Source organism: Microbacterium sp. A84 (genome assembly GCF_051842815.1).
Taxonomy (GTDB): domain Bacteria; phylum Actinomycetota; class Actinomycetes; order Actinomycetales; family Microbacteriaceae; genus Microbacterium.
In genome coordinates, this window is sequence record NZ_JBPXMS010000004.1 from 330,758 (window position 1) to 346,195 (window position 15,438).

Annotated in this window: 17 protein-coding genes and 1 tRNA gene; 2 read left to right on the plus strand and 16 right to left on the minus strand. The window is 64.3% G+C overall.

Features of this window, described 5'->3' with window-relative positions; genetic code table 11:
* Positions 1-71: 71 nt before the first annotated feature.
* The 4 genes from ACSU04_RS16440 to ACSU04_RS16455 form a co-directional block, all read right to left on the minus strand.
* The gene (locus tag ACSU04_RS16440) at positions 72-701 is read right to left on the minus strand and encodes a DNA-directed RNA polymerase subunit beta (protein ID WP_439290307.1); all 630 of its coding nucleotides are present in this window, start codon (positions 699-701) and stop codon (positions 72-74) included.
* Positions 702-736: 35 nt separating this feature from the next.
* Positions 737-1,492, minus strand: a complete 756-nt coding sequence (locus ACSU04_RS16445) for an anti-sigma factor (RefSeq protein ID WP_439290308.1) — start codon at positions 1,490-1,492, stop codon at positions 737-739.
* Positions 1,489-2,088, minus strand: coding sequence for an ECF RNA polymerase sigma factor SigK (gene sigK, locus ACSU04_RS16450; RefSeq protein WP_439280814.1), 600 nt, complete (start codon positions 2,086-2,088; stop codon positions 1,489-1,491). The genes ACSU04_RS16445 and sigK overlap by 4 nt, the downstream gene beginning before the upstream one ends.
* An 88-nt stretch (positions 2,089-2,176) precedes the next feature.
* Entirely contained in the window at positions 2,177-3,892 is a 1,716-nt protein-coding gene (locus tag ACSU04_RS16455; protein WP_439290309.1) for a cytochrome c biogenesis protein DipZ, read from the minus strand.
* A 151-nt stretch (positions 3,893-4,043) separates the two neighbouring features.
* Here ACSU04_RS16455 and ACSU04_RS16460 point away from each other — a divergent pair, with 151 nt between their 5' ends.
* Entirely contained in the window at positions 4,044-4,718 is a 675-nt protein-coding gene (locus ACSU04_RS16460; protein ID WP_439280816.1) for a fasciclin domain-containing protein, read from the plus strand.
* Positions 4,719-5,280: 562 nt separating this feature from the next.
* Here ACSU04_RS16460 and ACSU04_RS16465 read toward each other — a convergent pair.
* The 4 genes from ACSU04_RS16465 to ACSU04_RS16480 form a co-directional block, all read right to left on the minus strand.
* A complete protein-coding gene (locus tag ACSU04_RS16465) occupies positions 5,281-5,610 on the minus strand; it encodes a hypothetical protein (RefSeq protein WP_439290310.1) in 330 nt (109 codons plus the stop codon).
* Positions 5,611-5,695: 85 nt separating this feature from the next.
* On the minus strand, positions 5,696-6,373 hold the full coding sequence (locus ACSU04_RS16470; RefSeq protein ID WP_439290311.1) for a YigZ family protein: 678 nt from the start codon (positions 6,371-6,373) through the stop codon (positions 5,696-5,698).
* A complete protein-coding gene (locus ACSU04_RS16475) occupies positions 6,370-6,903 on the minus strand; it encodes a DUF1697 domain-containing protein (RefSeq protein ID WP_439290312.1) in 534 nt (177 codons plus the stop codon). Before ACSU04_RS16475 ends, ACSU04_RS16470 begins: the two co-directional genes overlap by 4 nt.
* Positions 6,900-7,475: an isochorismatase family protein gene (locus tag ACSU04_RS16480; RefSeq protein ID WP_439290313.1), complete on the minus strand. Its 576-nt coding sequence runs from the start codon at positions 7,473-7,475 to the stop codon at positions 6,900-6,902. Before ACSU04_RS16480 ends, ACSU04_RS16475 begins: the two co-directional genes overlap by 4 nt.
* A 90-nt stretch (positions 7,476-7,565) precedes the next feature.
* Between ACSU04_RS16480 and ACSU04_RS16485 the strand changes: the two genes are divergently transcribed.
* Positions 7,566-8,009 carry a VOC family protein gene (locus ACSU04_RS16485; protein WP_439290314.1) on the plus strand — a complete coding sequence of 148 codons (444 nt, stop codon included), beginning with the start codon at positions 7,566-7,568 and terminating at the stop codon, positions 8,007-8,009.
* Between the two features lie 50 nt (positions 8,010-8,059).
* Here ACSU04_RS16485 and ACSU04_RS16490 read toward each other — a convergent pair.
* From ACSU04_RS16490 to ACSU04_RS16525, 8 genes are all read right to left on the minus strand, one after another.
* A tRNA-Thr gene (locus ACSU04_RS16490) sits at positions 8,060-8,135 on the minus strand.
* A gap of 59 nt (positions 8,136-8,194) precedes the next feature.
* Positions 8,195-9,718 (minus strand): alpha/beta hydrolase, encoded by a 1,524-nt coding sequence (locus ACSU04_RS16495; RefSeq protein WP_439290361.1) that lies wholly within the window; start codon positions 9,716-9,718, stop codon positions 8,195-8,197.
* 38 nt (positions 9,719-9,756) lie between these two features.
* A complete protein-coding gene (locus ACSU04_RS16500; protein ID WP_439280821.1) occupies positions 9,757-10,914 on the minus strand; it encodes a DNA polymerase III subunit delta' in 1,158 nt (385 codons plus the stop codon).
* Positions 10,915-10,974: 60 nt separating this feature from the next.
* The gene (gene tmk, locus ACSU04_RS16505) at positions 10,975-11,601 is read right to left on the minus strand and encodes a dTMP kinase (protein ID WP_439280822.1); all 627 of its coding nucleotides are present in this window, start codon (positions 11,599-11,601) and stop codon (positions 10,975-10,977) included.
* A complete protein-coding gene (gene topA / locus ACSU04_RS16510; protein WP_439280823.1) occupies positions 11,598-14,456 on the minus strand; it encodes a type I DNA topoisomerase in 2,859 nt (952 codons plus the stop codon). Before topA ends, tmk begins: the two co-directional genes overlap by 4 nt.
* A gap of 89 nt (positions 14,457-14,545) precedes the next feature.
* Complete coding sequence (locus ACSU04_RS16515) at positions 14,546-14,875, minus strand: Rv3654c family TadE-like protein (RefSeq protein WP_439280824.1); 330 nt, start codon at positions 14,873-14,875, stop codon at positions 14,546-14,548.
* Positions 14,875-15,210, minus strand: coding sequence for a TadE family type IV pilus minor pilin (locus ACSU04_RS16520; RefSeq protein ID WP_439280825.1), 336 nt, complete (start codon positions 15,208-15,210; stop codon positions 14,875-14,877). Before ACSU04_RS16520 ends, ACSU04_RS16515 begins: the two co-directional genes overlap by 1 nt.
* Before the next feature lie 29 nt (positions 15,211-15,239).
* The gene (locus ACSU04_RS16525; RefSeq protein WP_439280826.1) at positions 15,240-15,437 is read right to left on the minus strand and encodes a DUF4244 domain-containing protein; all 198 of its coding nucleotides are present in this window, start codon (positions 15,435-15,437) and stop codon (positions 15,240-15,242) included.
* Position 15,438: the final 1 nt, after the last annotated feature.

Sequence of the window (15,438 nt, forward strand, 5' to 3'; positions counted from 1 at the left end):
GGGCACTCGCCCCTGGCGCTCGCCCCGCAGTCGCTCGCCCATAAACACTCGCCCCGGCGCGACCGTTCGAATCAGGTCAGGCCGCCCACGCGCCACAGCGCGGCCGCCGCGCTGAGGTCATTCGCATACGTGTGCAGACGCCTTGCGCGTGCGGTGAGCTCTGTCGCTCGCACCGGCTCGGTCGCCTCGTAGTCATCAGCGGTGTGTGTCGCACCCGACACCTGCACCCGGCAGAAAGCTGCGGCTCGTTCCAATGCAACAGCGAAGTCGCCCTGGAACACGCCCCGCAGGATCGTGTCGATGAGCGCCACGAGTTCTTCCGGGCTCGCCGGCACCGGTGCTCCAGCGACAACGGCATCCGCCGACGCCAACTCGACTCTTCCGCGCTCGTACAGCAGCGCCGAGGTCTGCGGATCAGTGTGGATCGCAAGCTGCAGCAGATACAGTCGCCACAGCGCGCCGGGCAGCGAGACTGCCGTCGCCGTCGCCCACAGCTCAGCGATGTCGTCGATACCGTGTTCACTGGTGAACGCGATCAGCCGCTTGGCGCTCTCACCGGATTCATCGTCGCGGGCTCGAGTCAGCAGAGCGGATGCAGTGGCGTGGGCCACGCGCTGCGCTTCGGCGGAGTCGGATGCGCCGACGAGCTTGTCGAAGGATGCTGAAGGTCGGCGAACCGGTCGGTGGAACTGCTCAGGCATCCATCCAGGCTACTCGCGCCTCAGGCTACTCGTGCTCAGGCTGTCGGGATCGCGATGATCGGATCCGTCGTAGGCAGGCCTGTCGGCGATCCGCCGGCTTCTTCCACCGTCACGGCGATGACATCGCCCTCGTGCATCGGTCCGTCGAGCAAGGCGGTTGCAGATCCAGCATCCGTGTTGAACAGCCCAGCAGGCACAGGCTCGCCTGCACGCACGAACCACAGCTGATACGACTGTTCCGTGCTGAGCGTCTCGAGGCCTTCGGTGACCAGCACTGCATTTCCGACGGACTCCGACCAGTGGGCGGTAGCGAGCACGCCGGATTCCAATTCGACCGTCGCCTGTTGCGCGTCCGCTGCGGATTCGATCTGTTCCAGAGCGACGATGGATGCTGGTGGCGCCAGCTGCGACGACAGATACACCGCCCCGAACCCGATGCCGACGAGAAGCACGACAGACGCGGCGAGAGTGAACAGCACGCGCGACCATCGCCGCGGCGCGGGTATCTCACCCTCACCCGCATCCGAAACAACCAATTCTGGACGACTCGGTTCGAACGGCTGCTGCGGCGTGGTGGCGATCTGCGCGAGCAGCATGTCGCGAATACCGGCAGGCGGCGCCACGGGCGAGGTGGCATCGGCGAGCATCGCTGCGGTCTCGACGTCTCCTGCCGCGATCGCTGCCCACTCAGGATGCGCGCTGAGGGCGTCCGCATAGCGCTGCTTATCAGCATCCGACAGCGCGTTCAGGGCCTTCCCTGCCGCGAGTTCGGCGAATTCGTTCTCGTTCATGCGTTCACCCCCATTTCGTTCCGAAGTCGTGAAAGTCCGTCTCTTACTCTGGTCTTGACCGTTCCCAGCGGCGCTCCGATGAGCACCGATATCTCGCTCTGACTGTAACCGCCGTAGTACGACAGGACGAGCGCCTCACGCTGCGGGTCAGGAAGCGTCGCAAGTGCTGCGACCACCCGGTCCCCCTCGATGCTCATCTCGACCTGCTCGGCGACGCTGTCGTGTGCAACCCCGATATCGCGGATGCCGACCCGAACGTCGCGATCCGTGCTGGATTGCGATGCTCTGACCCGATCGACTGCCCGACGGTGAGCGATCGTGAGGATCCAGGTTCGTCCGTGCCCTTTGTTCGGAGCGAAGCGCGCTGCGGATTGCCAGATCTCCAGGAAGACCTCCTGAAGCACCTCTTCACTCTGCGAGCGATTGACGAGGACGCGCAGGATGAGTCCGAACACGCGAGAGGAGAGCAGGTCGTAGAGTTCCGCAAAGGCGGTCTGGTCTCCGCCGGCGACGCGGATGAGGAGGTCGGCGACGGGATCTCCTGCCGTGCCGTCCTCGCGCATATCCACGCCGTCGATGACCATCCCCACAAGCATGCCGTATCTCCTCTTCTCCTCCGAACCACGCGCCGATCAGCACGTCATCCCACACCGCTCATCCGCCACACGGCTCATCTGCCACGGCTCATCCGAATGTGAAGGAGTATGCCTGGATGCCGGTCGGAACCTCTACCGTCAGCTCACCGGTCTCACCGTCGGCGGTCTTCAGGAGCTGATACGACTTCGGTGTGCCGTCGACCGAGATCGTGCGTCTCTCGCCGTTCCGGGTGGTGACGATGATTTCTCCCTCGCCGGCGAGCACGATCCTCACCTCGGCGGCCCGGTAGGTCAGACGGATGCTTCCGCCATCGCCTGCGGGAGTCGCGAACTGGGTCGCGATCTCCCACTCCCCCTCCAGGGCGAACGAGTCGGCTGGTTGCTTGTCGGGGAACGCGAAGGTCGTGGTCCCTGCACCGTAGGCGTCGCCGCCGCCGTAGTTGATGTCCTTGGAAGAGCCGAGGAACGTTTCGGGCGTCGTCGAACCGAGCTCCGGCGTCGCATCTGCGACCTCTGTCGGCTCCGGCAGCGTGGCTGCGGGGTCGGCATCCTCAAGCAGTTCGCGGATCATGCTCTCGGTCGCTGCGTAGTTGCCCTCGCCGAACGAAATGTGTCGGACGGTGCCCTCGGCGTCGATGAGGTAATGCGCGGGCCAGTAGCGGTTGCGGTAGTTCGTCCAGGTGGAAAGGTTGTTGTCGAGTGCGACGGGATAGTCGATGCCGAAGTCCTCGATTCCGGCAGCCACGTTGGCCGCATCCTTCTCGAACGCGTACTCGGGGGAATGGATTCCGATGACCTGCAACCCCGCGTCCTTGTACGCCTCATCCCAGGCGACGACATGTGGGAGGGAGCGCTGGCAGTTGATGCACGAGTACGCCCAGAAGTCGATCAGCACGACCTGTCCACGCAGATCTTTCAGGTCGATCGCTTCACCGCCGGGGGTGTTCAGCCACTCCGCTATGCCGCGAATCGATGGCGCCGTCCCGCAGGACTCGAGCTCTTCGGCTCCGTTAGTGCAGTTGTCGAGCTCGCGGTTCTCGTCGGTGACGAGGCCGCCGAGGTCGAGCGCATCGGCCTGCTTGTCTGCCAGGTCTTCTTGGATCCCTGCCGTGTAGTCCGGAACAAGTCGCTGCAGCATCTGCGGCACGTTGAAGACGAGTCCGACAGCGAGTGCGATCATCGCGATGCCCGCAGCGATGCGCAGTCCGCGCTCACGTGTGCGAAATGCTCGGATCCGCTCGACGACACTTCGACCCGCGAGGGCGAAGACGAGAAGGGGAATGGCCACGCCGGTAGCGAAGGAGAACGTGAGTGCCACGGTGCCGATGCCGATCTGACCGGTGGCGCCTGCCACGATGATCGCCGCGAGCACCGGACCGGCACAGGGGACGAAGACCGCGCCGAGCGCGAGCCCGACGCCAAAGCCGCTGCCCTGGTTCTTCACTTCCTTTCGAGACTGAAGACGTTGGAAAGGCCTCTCCAGCAGCCGCTCAAGCTTCGGGACGAGCAGCCCGACACCCAGGAGCGCGAGTACGACGATCCCTACCCATCGGATGATGTCCTGCGGGAGGCCCAGGAGTCCGAGGATGAGGGATCCGACCAGAGTGACCAGGCTGAAGCTCAGAACGAGTCCCGCGATAACGAGATACGGACGACTGCGTCGAGCCGGAACCGTATCCCCTTCGCCTTCAAAACGCGCCGACTGTGCGCCTCCAGTGAGGAAGATGACCGGGAGTACCGGCAAGATGCACGGAGAGATCCCCGTTATGAGGCCGCCGAGCAGCCCGATGATGATGAGGTCCATTTCCTCGCCTTCCGTTGCGGGTACTTCGGATTGAGCGGCCGAATGGATTGGCTCAAAAGTTTTTCAAGAAAGTTCCCATCCGATGTGGGAGGGGCTCCGAAGAATCATCAACGCCACGGGAAGTCCGTGGCTCCGATTCCCGGAGGTAGACATGTTCAGCACCAAGAAGAAGATCACCGCAGCTCTGTCGCTCGGCTTCGCCAGCGTTCTCGTGCTGTCGGGTTGTTCCATGGGCACCGATACTGCCGACGAGGCAGAGCCCACCACACCTGAGTCTTCAGAGACCACGGAAACGACGCCGGAGGCGATGCCCGAGGCCATGGATCCCGCGGCGAACCTCGTCGGCCCCGGCTGCGAGGCGTACGCAGAAGCTGTCCCGGACGGCGGAGGCTCGATCCAGGGCATGTCTCAGGATCCAGTTGCGGTCGCGGCATCCAACAACCCGCTGCTGACGACGCTCGTCGCTGCAGTGAGCGGACAACTGAACCCTGATGTGAACCTCGTTGACACCCTGAACGGCGACGAGTTCACCGTGTTCGCACCCGTGGATGACGCATTTGCGATGATTGACCCCGCCACCATCGAGGGCCTGAAGACCGACTCGGCCACGCTGTCGTCGATCCTCACGTACCACGTGGTTCCCGGCCAGATCGAGCCTGCGGACATCGCCGGCATGCACACCACAGTTCAGGGTGCAGACCTCGAGGTCACCGGCAGCGGGGACGCGTGGATGGTCAACGACGCCAACGTCATCTGCGGTGGAGTCCAGACCGCGAACGCGACCGTATACCTCATCGACTCGGTTCTGATGCCCCCGGCTGAGTGACCGGACGGATCTGATCGTGCCGGTTCGGGGGAGCAACGGCACAATCGGTAGAAGCGCGGTCGCCGACGACACCATGTCGTCGGCGACCGCGCTTTTGTACGCACTACGCCGCGCTGACTTCAAGGTCCCCGCGGCAAAGCACCGGTGGGAAGTACAGCTAGACTAATTGCGCGGGCCTCTAGCTCAGTTGGCAGAGCATCGGACTTCAACAAAATAGGAGCGCCTCGGGGGAAACTTCGGGGATGACACCACTCAAAGTCGGGGAACCCTTCCTGGGAAACCAGTTGGCGATCCCGAGCCAAGCCGGACGCAAGTCCGGAAGGTGTAGAGACTGGACGGGTGGCACCTACAGCGAAAGCTATGGTGAAGGGACAGTCCAGACCACGAACGCCCAGCGGGCGGCGGCGAAAGCCGAAGTGGTATGTTAATCCGCGGGTCATGGGTTCGAGCCCCATGGGGCCCACCGCATTTAAACGTCTGACCTCGACGTTATGGTGTCTGCATGAAGAAATGCGGCACCTGTCAGAAGGTTAAGCCGTTGACCGATTTCAATCGGAAATCCTCACGAGTAGACGGCCGCCAGGAAGTGTGTCGAGACTGCAATCGAGCCTCGTCTCGCGAGTACTACCAACGCAATCGCGAGCACCACATCACGGTGATTCGTGCACGCACGGATGCGCAACGCGCCTCGAGCATCGCGTTCATCACCGACCACCTTCTGACTCATCCCTGCGTCGACTGTGGCACTTCCGATCTCAGAGTCCTCGACTTCGATCATCGCCCCGGTACGCAGAAACGGGACGCGGTGATGAAGCTGGTACGCGACGGTTTCAGCCTGCGTACGATCAATGACGAGATCGGCAAGTGCGATGTCCGTTGCCGCAACTGCCACGCGATCGTGACGTATGAGCGCATGGGGAGGAACTGGCGCTCCGCCGCGATGCTAGATCGTAGCCGTGAATCGGGCACGGTGGCCTTCAGCCGCGAATCGGGGGACGAGGCACGCCCACGAGTCGTTCAACGCCGGTGAGCACCGCCTCGACCGCACCACCGGATGCCGCAGCGATCTCTGCGGAGAGCCCCACGACCGCCGCCGGCGGCGCCCACACCTCGAATCGGGCCGTCGCGCCGTAGACCGGATCACCGAGCACTGCACCGATTCCCTGGACACCATGACCGCGCACCCAATCTCGGAGCAGGTTGTCGAAGCGCCCCGCATCCGCATGATTGACCGAGATCGTGACCTCAGTAAGCACGTGACGGTCAACCAGCGTGGCGAGATTCAACGCTTCAGAGACTGCTGACGAATATGCGCGCACCAACCCGCCCGCGCCGAGTTTGATGCCGCCGAAGTAGCGCGTGACCACGGCGACGACGTCGGTGAGCTCCCGCCGGCGCAGAACCTCGAGCATCGGAATCCCGGCCGTGCCGGATGGCTCGCCGTCATCCGAGGATCGGGCACGGTCTCCGAGATCACCGGTGACCTGCGCGGAGCAGTTGTGCCGCGCATCCCACGCACGCTTCTTCACCGCGGCGATGACGGCATCCGCGTCTTCTGGCGAGGCAACCGGCGCCACGTGCGTGATGAATCGCGACTTCTTGATCACCAACTCGTGGTCGATCGCGGCGGCGATCGTGGACGGATACGTCGTCATGCCGTCAACTCGGCAAGCTTCCTGGTCGTGCGCAGGTTGCGGGCGGTACCCGCGACTCCCAAGGCCCGATCGAGCACGGATTTGGTGAGCTTCGTAGAGTGGACGCCACTTTCGGCGTAGTTGATCCAGAGGTCACGGCCGATGAGTGCGAGCTCCTCCCCCGGCACGAGCCTCGTCTCGAGCGCCGCGATCGCTCCAGGTGCTGGCGCACCCTCCAGAAACATCGCATGGACCAGTTTCTCCGCGCCGCCGCCGAACGGCTGCGCGGCAAGTGACGTCGCCAACTCGCTGTGAGTGCGGGCGATCACGGGCGTGTCCACACCGAACCCGGTCGCGATCACCTCGCGCACGCGGGAACAGGTGGATGCAGCATCCACCGGCTCATCGCAGATGATATTCCCGCTGGCAATGTATGTCGAGACGCCGGTGAGCGAAGTTTCGGAGGCCAACACTTCACGCAACCGCGCCATCGGCACGAGATTGCGGCCGCTGACGTTCACGGCACGCAGCAGGAGGATACTGCGGCTCACGACGAGGTGACCAGCTCTGCACCCGCATGCGCGAGCTCGGCCAGCGCCGCCTCGCTGCTCTCCGCATCCACTCCGGCAATGAGATCGGTCAGTACTCGCACGTGTACGCCGTGCGCGATGGCGTCAAGCGCGGATGCCCGGACGCAATGATCCGTCGCGAGGCCGACCACATCGGCACTGAGCACGCCGTGGCCGCTCAGCACAACGGCGACAGAAGCGCCGTCATCTCCGACGCCCTCGAACATCGAATACGCGGCAACGCCCTGCCCCTTGCGGATGTGGTGCGTGACGGCATCCGTCACGAGCAACGGGTCGTACTCGGCACCGGCGCTGTCCGCGACGCAGTGCAACGGCCAGGTGTCCACGAAGTCGGGCTCGTCGGCGAAGTGCCCACCATTGTCGCTGTCGGCGTCGTGCCAGTCTCGCGACGCCACGATCACCTCATAGTCGCCCGCGTGCGCGGCGAGATAGGCGGTGATGCCGGATGCCACGGCGTCACCTCCCGCGACAGCGAGCGTGCCGCCCTCGGTGAAATCGTTCTGCACGTCGACGATGAGTAGTGCCCTGGTCATACTTCGAGGGTACGCGCTCCGCGTTCTCCGCACATGGAGCGTTCTCGCGACACCTGGCAATGCATCGACGAGGCGAGGAGAATCGGCGCCATGGGTGCCATCAAACGTTTCGATCATGTGGGAATCACCGTCGCGGACCTCGACACGGTGACGAAGTTCTTTCTGGATCTAGGCCTGGAGAAACTGGGCGGTCCGGTACAGATGGAGGGCGAGTTCCTCGACACCGTGTGCGGTATTCCCGAAGCGAGGACAACGATCGTCATGCTGCAGGCACCGGGCGGCGGCACCGGCGTCGAACTTTCGGGCTTCGAACGCCCCGATCCTGAACCCGGTCAGCCGTCGGCGATGGCCAACGAACTCGGCCTGCGCAGCGTCGCCTTCGAGGTCGACGATCTGCCAGCGCTTGTCGAGCGGCTGGACGAGGACGGATACGAACTGATCGGTGGCGTCGGAGAATACGAGCACATCTGGCGGATGGCCTATGTGCGCGGCCCGGAGGGCATCATCGTCGCGCTCGCGGAGCGCATCGGATGAACGGCAAAGCCCCGTGATGTTCTTCACATCACGGGGCTTGTCCTCCTGCGTGGAGCCGCCTGTCAGAATCGAACTGACGACCTTCTCATTACGAGTGAGATGCTCTACCGACTGAGCTAAGGCGGCGTGCGCTACGAGAGCGGCACGATCAACGATATTACCTTGCTCCGACCCTCATCGCGAAATCAGTCGCAGTGCAGGTCTTCCGCGGGAACGACATCATCGAGGAGGAACGCCTCAACGGCCGAGTCGACACAGATGTTGCCCTTGTTGTAGCCGGTGTGCCCCTCGCCCACGCGAGTGATCAGCACGCCCTCTTCGAGCTGCTCCGCAAGTGAGACAGACCACTCGTAGGGGGTCGCCGGGTCGTTGGTCGTGCCGACCACGAGGATCGGCCCCGCACCCTCGGCGTGAATCTCACCGCGCGTTCCGGTCGGCTCATATGGCCAGACGGCGCAGGTGTCTGGGCCGCTCCAGTATGGCGCGATGGTCGGCGCTCCTGCTTCGATCTTCTTCGTCGAAGCATCCTCTGCCGCCTGATCGTTCTCGACCGGATAGTCCATGCAGTTGTAGGCAGTGAACGCCTCGCTGGAGTTGTCGAGGTAGATACCGTCCTCGCGGGCGTTGTAGGCATCGGCGAGGTAGAACGCTACGTAAGCATCGCCCTGCAGCACCCCATCGAGCGCCTGCGTGAGGCTGCCCCAGTTGCCCTCCGAATACAGCGTGACGATGATCGCTGTCATGAGCGAGTCGGCACCGAGCATGCGCCCGTCGTCATTCTTGAGCGGGCTGCGATCGACGCTGGCGAGGAGCGCACCAAGATCAGCCATGGCCTCGTCGACAGTGCCGTTGAATGGGCACTCACCGGAATCAAGGCAGTCCTGCATGTAGGCGCGCAGCGCCGACTCGAATCCAAGAGCCTGAGTGGTCCCGACCTCAAGTCCGGAGACGGCGGGATCGATCGCACCGTCAAGCACAAGGCGCCCAGCCTTGTCCGGGTACAGGTTCGCGTAGGTCGCGCCGAGGAACGTGCCGTACGAGTAGCCCAGATAGTTAAGCTGCGCGTCTCCCAGTACTGCGCGAAGCAGATCCATGTCGCGGGCGGAGTTGATCGTCGTGATGAATGGCAGGATGCCATCACTGTTAGCCTCACACGCGTCGGCGAACGCCTGGTCTGCCTTCGTGAGCTCAGCCTCCCAGGCGTCGCTGCCGCGCGGCGCCTCGGGGATGTCATAGAGGTACTTATCCATGTTGCCGGCGTCGAAGCACGTCACGGCCGTGGAATCACCCACGCCGCGCGGGTCGAACCCGATCACGTCGTAGTTGTCGATGAGGTCGGCGCCGACGGCGTAGTCGAGGCTGTTCAGGATGAAGTCCCGCCCGCTGCCGCCGGGGCCGCCGGGATTGGTGAGCAGCGATCCGATCGGCGTGCCTGTGGCCTGGTGGCGCGACACTGAGATCTCGATGTCGCCGTCGCCCGGGTTCTCCCAGTCCAGCGGCGCGGTCACGTACGTGCAGTCGAACCCGACGGGGCCGTCGTCGCACGATGTCCAGTCGAGAGTCTGCTCGTAGAACGGCAGCAGGTCCGCCGCAACACCCTCGGTGTCTGGCGCGTTCGTCTGGGAAGGACGCGGCGCGGCCTCCTCAGGGATCACCGAATACAGGCATCCGCTCAGTGCCACAGCTGCCGCGGCAAGCCCCGCCGTCATCACGGCGAGACGTCGCAGGCGAGAAGTCGGTCGAGTGTTCACGGTTTCCTCCCGCTCGCGACAGTCACGAGCAAACTTTCCAGGGCGAGAGTCGGGGCGACGTTACGCTCCAGCGACTCTCTCGTCTCAGCGAGATGGTCAAGAACGACCAGCGTACGTTCCACCGGCCATGCTGTGGCCAACGCACTCAGATCATCATACAATTCACGGTTTATGAGGTCGTCGCCGCGGCCGAACTGCAGCATGACGACGTCACGGAACATCGACTGTAAATCGGTGAGCACGCGGTCGATGCCATCGCGGAGGCTACGCGTCGCGCGTTTCTTCTGGTCGTCTTCCAGCGCGGAGATCTGAGCGCGCAGCGCCGGCGGCACCGCCTGCCCTTCTCCGACTCCGACCATTCGCAGCAGCGACGCACGTTCGGCGGCATCCCGCTCAGCGGTGAGCGTCTTGGCGTCCTCTGTGGCGGCCTGGATGATCTCGCCCGCGACTTCCACGGCGCTGCCCACACCTCGCACCCCGAGCACGGAGCGCAGCGTCGTGTCGCGCCTGCGGCGAGCAGCCTCATCCGTCGCCAGTCGCTGCGCCATGCCGATGTGGCGTTGCGCGTGCCGGGCGGCCTGCTCTGCGATCGCTTCATCGGCGCCGGTGCGCTGCACGATCAGCCGTGTGACGTCGGCGACATCTGGCTCACGCAATCGCAGCGTCCGCACTCTCGAGCGGATCGTCGGCAGGAGATCTGCTTCGCTGGGCGCGCAGAGAATCCACACGGTGTTCTCCGGCGGCTCTTCAAGCGCCTTCAGCAGAACGTTGGAGGTGCGCTCGACCATGCGATCGGCGTCTTCGACAACGAGAACCCGATAGCGCCCGGCCGATGGGGCGAAGTAGGAACGCTCGACGAGCGCACGCGCCTCTTTGATCGTGATGATGACCTTGTCGGTGCGCAGCGCCGTGACATCGGGATGCGTGCCGGCGAGCACCTGCCGCATGGTGTGCTCGTCGTCTGGTGTGTCGGCGACGAGTGCCGCGGCGAAGGCGTACGCGAGCGTTGATCGCCCCGACCCTGGCGGGCCCGTGATCAGCCAGGCGTGCGAAAGCGCAGCGGGATCGGATGCCGCGGTGCGCAGTGCATCGACGGCGTCGTCCTGGCCCCAAATGTCCGTCCACGGGAACGGCGCGAGGGCTACGGATGGCATGGACTCAGCCTAACTGGAGTGTCCGACAGCGCCCGCCGTGCTGTGGTGCATGATGCGGGCTCAGACAAGCGTAGCGACGCGGGTACGGACAGCTTCGGAGATCTCGTCAACGGATGCCGAGGCATCCAGCACCAGGAAACGCTCGGGCTCGGCCTCGGCGAGCTGCAGGAAAGACTCTCGCACTCGAGTGTGAAACTCGGCCTTCTCGGCCTCCAGGCGATCGAACGGCTTGTCAGCGGAGTCGAGGCGCACACGCGCTGCAGCAGGATCAAGGTCGAGCAGCACAGTCAGGTCAGGCAGCGCGCCTTCGGCAGCCCACAGCGACAGTTCGCGCACTTCGACAGCATCGAGAACGCGACCTGCGCCCTGATAGGCGACAGAGGAGTCGAGGTAGCGGTCCTGCAGCACGATATCGCCACGATCGAGCGCGGGCTGCACGACAGTTGCGACGTGATGCGCACGGTCAGCCGCATAGAGCAGCGCCTCGGCACGCGGGGCGATGTCGCCACGGTGGTGCAGAACGATGTCGCGGACCAGCTGACCGACCTCGCTGCCGCCGGGCTCACGCGTGCGAACGACCGTGTGCCCAGCATCCGTCAGCCACGTCTCCAGCAGCTCAGCCTGTGTGGTCTTCCCAGAGCCGTCGCCGCCTTCGAGAGTGATCCACAGCCCTGGGCGTGCGGTCACGAGGCCGCCTTTTTGGCGGCGTTGGCCGCACGAGTAGCCGCGGCCTTCTTCGCCGCAGCCGAGCGCGCCGCAGCCTTCTCTTCATCGGTCTTCGCAGCGGCCTTGGCCGGAGCTTTCTTCGCTACAGCCTTCTTCGCCGGCGCCTTCTTCGCGGCAGCCTTCTTTGCCGGCGCCTTCTTTGCAGCACCACGCTTGGGCGCAGGACCCTTGGCGCGCTTGTCGGCAAGCATCTGCACGGCGATCTCGAAGGTGATCTCTTCCGGCTTCTGCCCGCGCGGAATCGTCACGTTCGTCTCACCGTCGGTGACGTACGCACCGAAGCGGCCATCGCGGATGCGGATCAGTTTGCCACTGACAGGATCAGCTTCGAACTCGGCGAGCGCGCTCGATGCACGACGAGAGCCGGCACCGTACTTCGGCTGCGCGTAGATCGCGAGGGCCTGCTCCAGGGTGACCTCGAAGATCTGCGCTTCGCCCTCGAGCGAACGCGAATCGGCGCCCTTCTTCAGGTACGGACCGTACCGGCCGTTCTGAGCGGTGATCTCGTCGCCTGATTCAGGATCAGCGCCGACCACTCGCGGCAGGCTCAACAATTGCAGCGCGGTGTCGAGATCGATCGTGTCGACCGCCATCGAACGGAACAGCGAACCGGTGCGAGGCTTCGGCGCATCCTTCTTGGCGGGCTTCTTTTTCTTCTTGGGCGCCTCGACGACCTCGCCGGTGGCTTCATCAACCACAACGGCTTCATCGGCGGGAACGACTTCCTCGGGCAAGTTCTCCTGCACGTAGGCGCCGTAGCGTCCGTCCTTGACGACGATGACTCGACCGTTCTCGGGGTTCTCACCGAGCACGCGGTCGCCGGCAACGGGAGCGTCGATGAGCTCCTGCGCCTTGGCTGCGGTGAGCTCGTCCGGCGCGAGCTCTTCCGGAACGTTGACGATGCGCCCGCGCTCCTCCGGTTTCGCCGGGTCGATGACCTCAAGGTAGGGGCCGTACTTGCCGAACCTCAGGGTCGCCGTGTCGGTGATCTTGGTCGAGTTCAGCGCGCGGGCGTCGATCTCACCGAGGTTGTCGACGACCTGGCGTAGTCCCACCTGCTCATCGGTACCGAAGTAGAACGACTTCAGCCATTCGCCGCGCTTCTGCTCACCGCGTGCGATCGCGTCGAGGTCATCCTCGAGGCCGGCGGTGAAGTCGTAATCGATGAGGTGCGCAAAGTGCTCCTCCAGCAGACGCACGACGCTGAATGCCATCCAGGTCGGCACAAGCGCCTGGCCGCGCTTGGTGGCGTAGCCGCGATCGATGACTGTGCCGATGATGCTGGCGAATGTCGATGGGCGGCCGATGCCGTGCTCTTCGAGCGTCTTCACCAGCGACGCTTCAGTGAAGCGGGGCTTCGGATTGGTCTTGTGGCCCTTTGCCTCAGCATCCGACATCACCAGCGCGTCACCGACGGCGACGGCAGGAAGCGACTGGTCCGAGGCTGCGTCGGCATCGCCGCGCTTCTCGTCGCGGCCCTCTTCATAGGCCTCGAGGAAGCCCTTGAAGGTGTAAACGGTTCCGGATGCCGTGAACTCGGCGTTCTGGCCATCGGCGTCGACGGCAATGGTGACCGTGGTGGTCTCGTACTTCGCGTCGGCCATCTGGCTGGCGACGGTGCGCTTCCAGATCAGGTCGTAAACCCGCTGCTCTTCGCGGTCGAGCTCGCCAGACACGGATGCCGGGGTGCGGAACTTCTCGCCCGATGGGCGGATCGCCTCGTGCGCCTCCTGTGCGTTCTTGCTCTTGGACTTGTAGACGCGCGGCTTCAGCGGCACAGCCTTGTCACCGTAGAGCGAGACCGCCTGGCTCCGTGCTGCCTGCACTGCTTGGGTGCTCAGCGCGACAGAGTCGGTACGCATATAGGTGATGAAACCCTTTTCGTACAGACGCTGGGCGACACTCATCGCCTGCTTCGCACTCATCGAGAGCTTGCGACCGGCTTCCTGCTGCAGCGTGGAAGTCGTGAATGGTGCGTAGGGGCTGCGGGTTCCGGGCTTCGCCTCGACCTTGGTAACGGTGCCAGCGCCGGTTTTCTCCACGGCGTGTGCGAGAGCTGTGGCCTTTTTCTCATCGAGAACAAGGACGGCCTTCTTCAGTTTTCCGGCGTCATCGAAGTCAGTACCTCGGGCGAGCTGGCCGCCGTCGACACGCACGAGGCGCACGCGGAAGGAGATACCACTGGACGCGGACGCATCGACATCCCAGTATTCGGCGGAGACGAACGCCATGCGCTCGCGTTCACGCTCGACGATCATGCGGGTGGCTGCGGACTGCACACGGCCGGCCGACAGACCGGTCTTCACCTTGTACCAGAGCACCGGCGAGACATCCCAGCCGTACAGGCGGTCAAGGATGCGGCGGGTTTCCTGTGCGTCGACAAGTGCGAGGTCGAGCTCGCGGGTGTTGCCGACGGCAGCCTGGATCGCGTCCTTGGTGATCTCGTGGAACACCATGCGCTTGACGGGAACCTTCGGTTTCAGCGTCTCCAGCAGGTGCCAGGCGATCGCCTCGCCCTCGCGGTCCTCATCAGTTGCGAGGAGGAGCTCGTCGGCATTCTTCAACGCACGCTTGAGTTCGGCGACCGTCTTCGTCTTGCGATCGGAGACGACATAGTACGGGTCGAAGCCGTTCTCGATGTCGATCGAATACTTCCCGTACGCGGCCTTGTCGGCAGCGGGGATGTCCTTCTTATCAGCGAGGTCGCGAATATGGCCGACAGAGCTGAGTACCTCGTAGTCATCACCGAGGTACCCCTGAATCGACCGCATCTTCGTCGGAGACTCGACGATGACGAGCTTTTTGCCTTCAGCCAAGGGTGCGTCCTTTCTTCGAAGCACACCATACACACCACTTGCATGGTGCGTTCACAGCGAAGCCGTGGGTGAAGCCCGGATCAATGCCGTCAGAATCCCTCTGGTGGCCCGGCGCGGGCTCGGGAGACGGCAGCTAGACCAGAGTACGCCGCTTGAACCTGAACGGTCGCCACTGACCCGTCGATTGTGCACGAGGTGAGAGTCGCACCGGATGCCGCGGCCACTCGCGCGGCGAGCGCGCAGGGCTCCTCATCGGTGATGATCGCCCCGGAGACGGCGTCAGCTGCGGCCAGTGCCGCCGCGTCCGCAGCCCCGGCCGCTCGCTGCGCCGTGACGGCGGCGCCGCCGACGGCCGCGAGTCCCAATGAGAGCGCTGCGGCGACAGCCAGCACACCGGCCGCGAGTGCAGATCCGGCCATCAGAGACCTCCGCTGAGCGCACAGCTCGACGCCGTCAGGGGAATCTGAATGACCCGCCCGATCGTGACGTCGAGCCGTGCACTGACGCAGGACAAATCGCCACGCTGCTCGCTGGATACCTGCGCATCGCTGACGGATGCCACCACCACCGCATACGCGGTCGCAGTGTCCTCTCCGCGGCCGAGAAGCCGCGCAGCATCGGCGACAGCATCCTGAAGTGAGACCTGCCGCGCCGCAGCGCCCAGCGCGCCCGCTCCCAGCAGCAGCGTGAGCACCACTGCGGGGAGGGCGAGCGCGAGCTCTGCGGCGACAGATCCGTGCGCGTCTGTCTTCATCGCACGGACGGTCGTCTTGAGCCACATCGCTATGACACGGTCAATGCCCGGCGCACGAGATCGGTGAGGATGCCGCGCACCTCATCCGAGCGCATGATGACGACGAGAAGTCCAGCAAATGCAACGGCAGCCATTGTCGTGATCGCATATTCAGCGGTCGCGGCACCCGACTCGTCTGTGAATAACGACGCGGCGCGCCGTCTGGTGAGGGTGGAGATGGTGTTCATG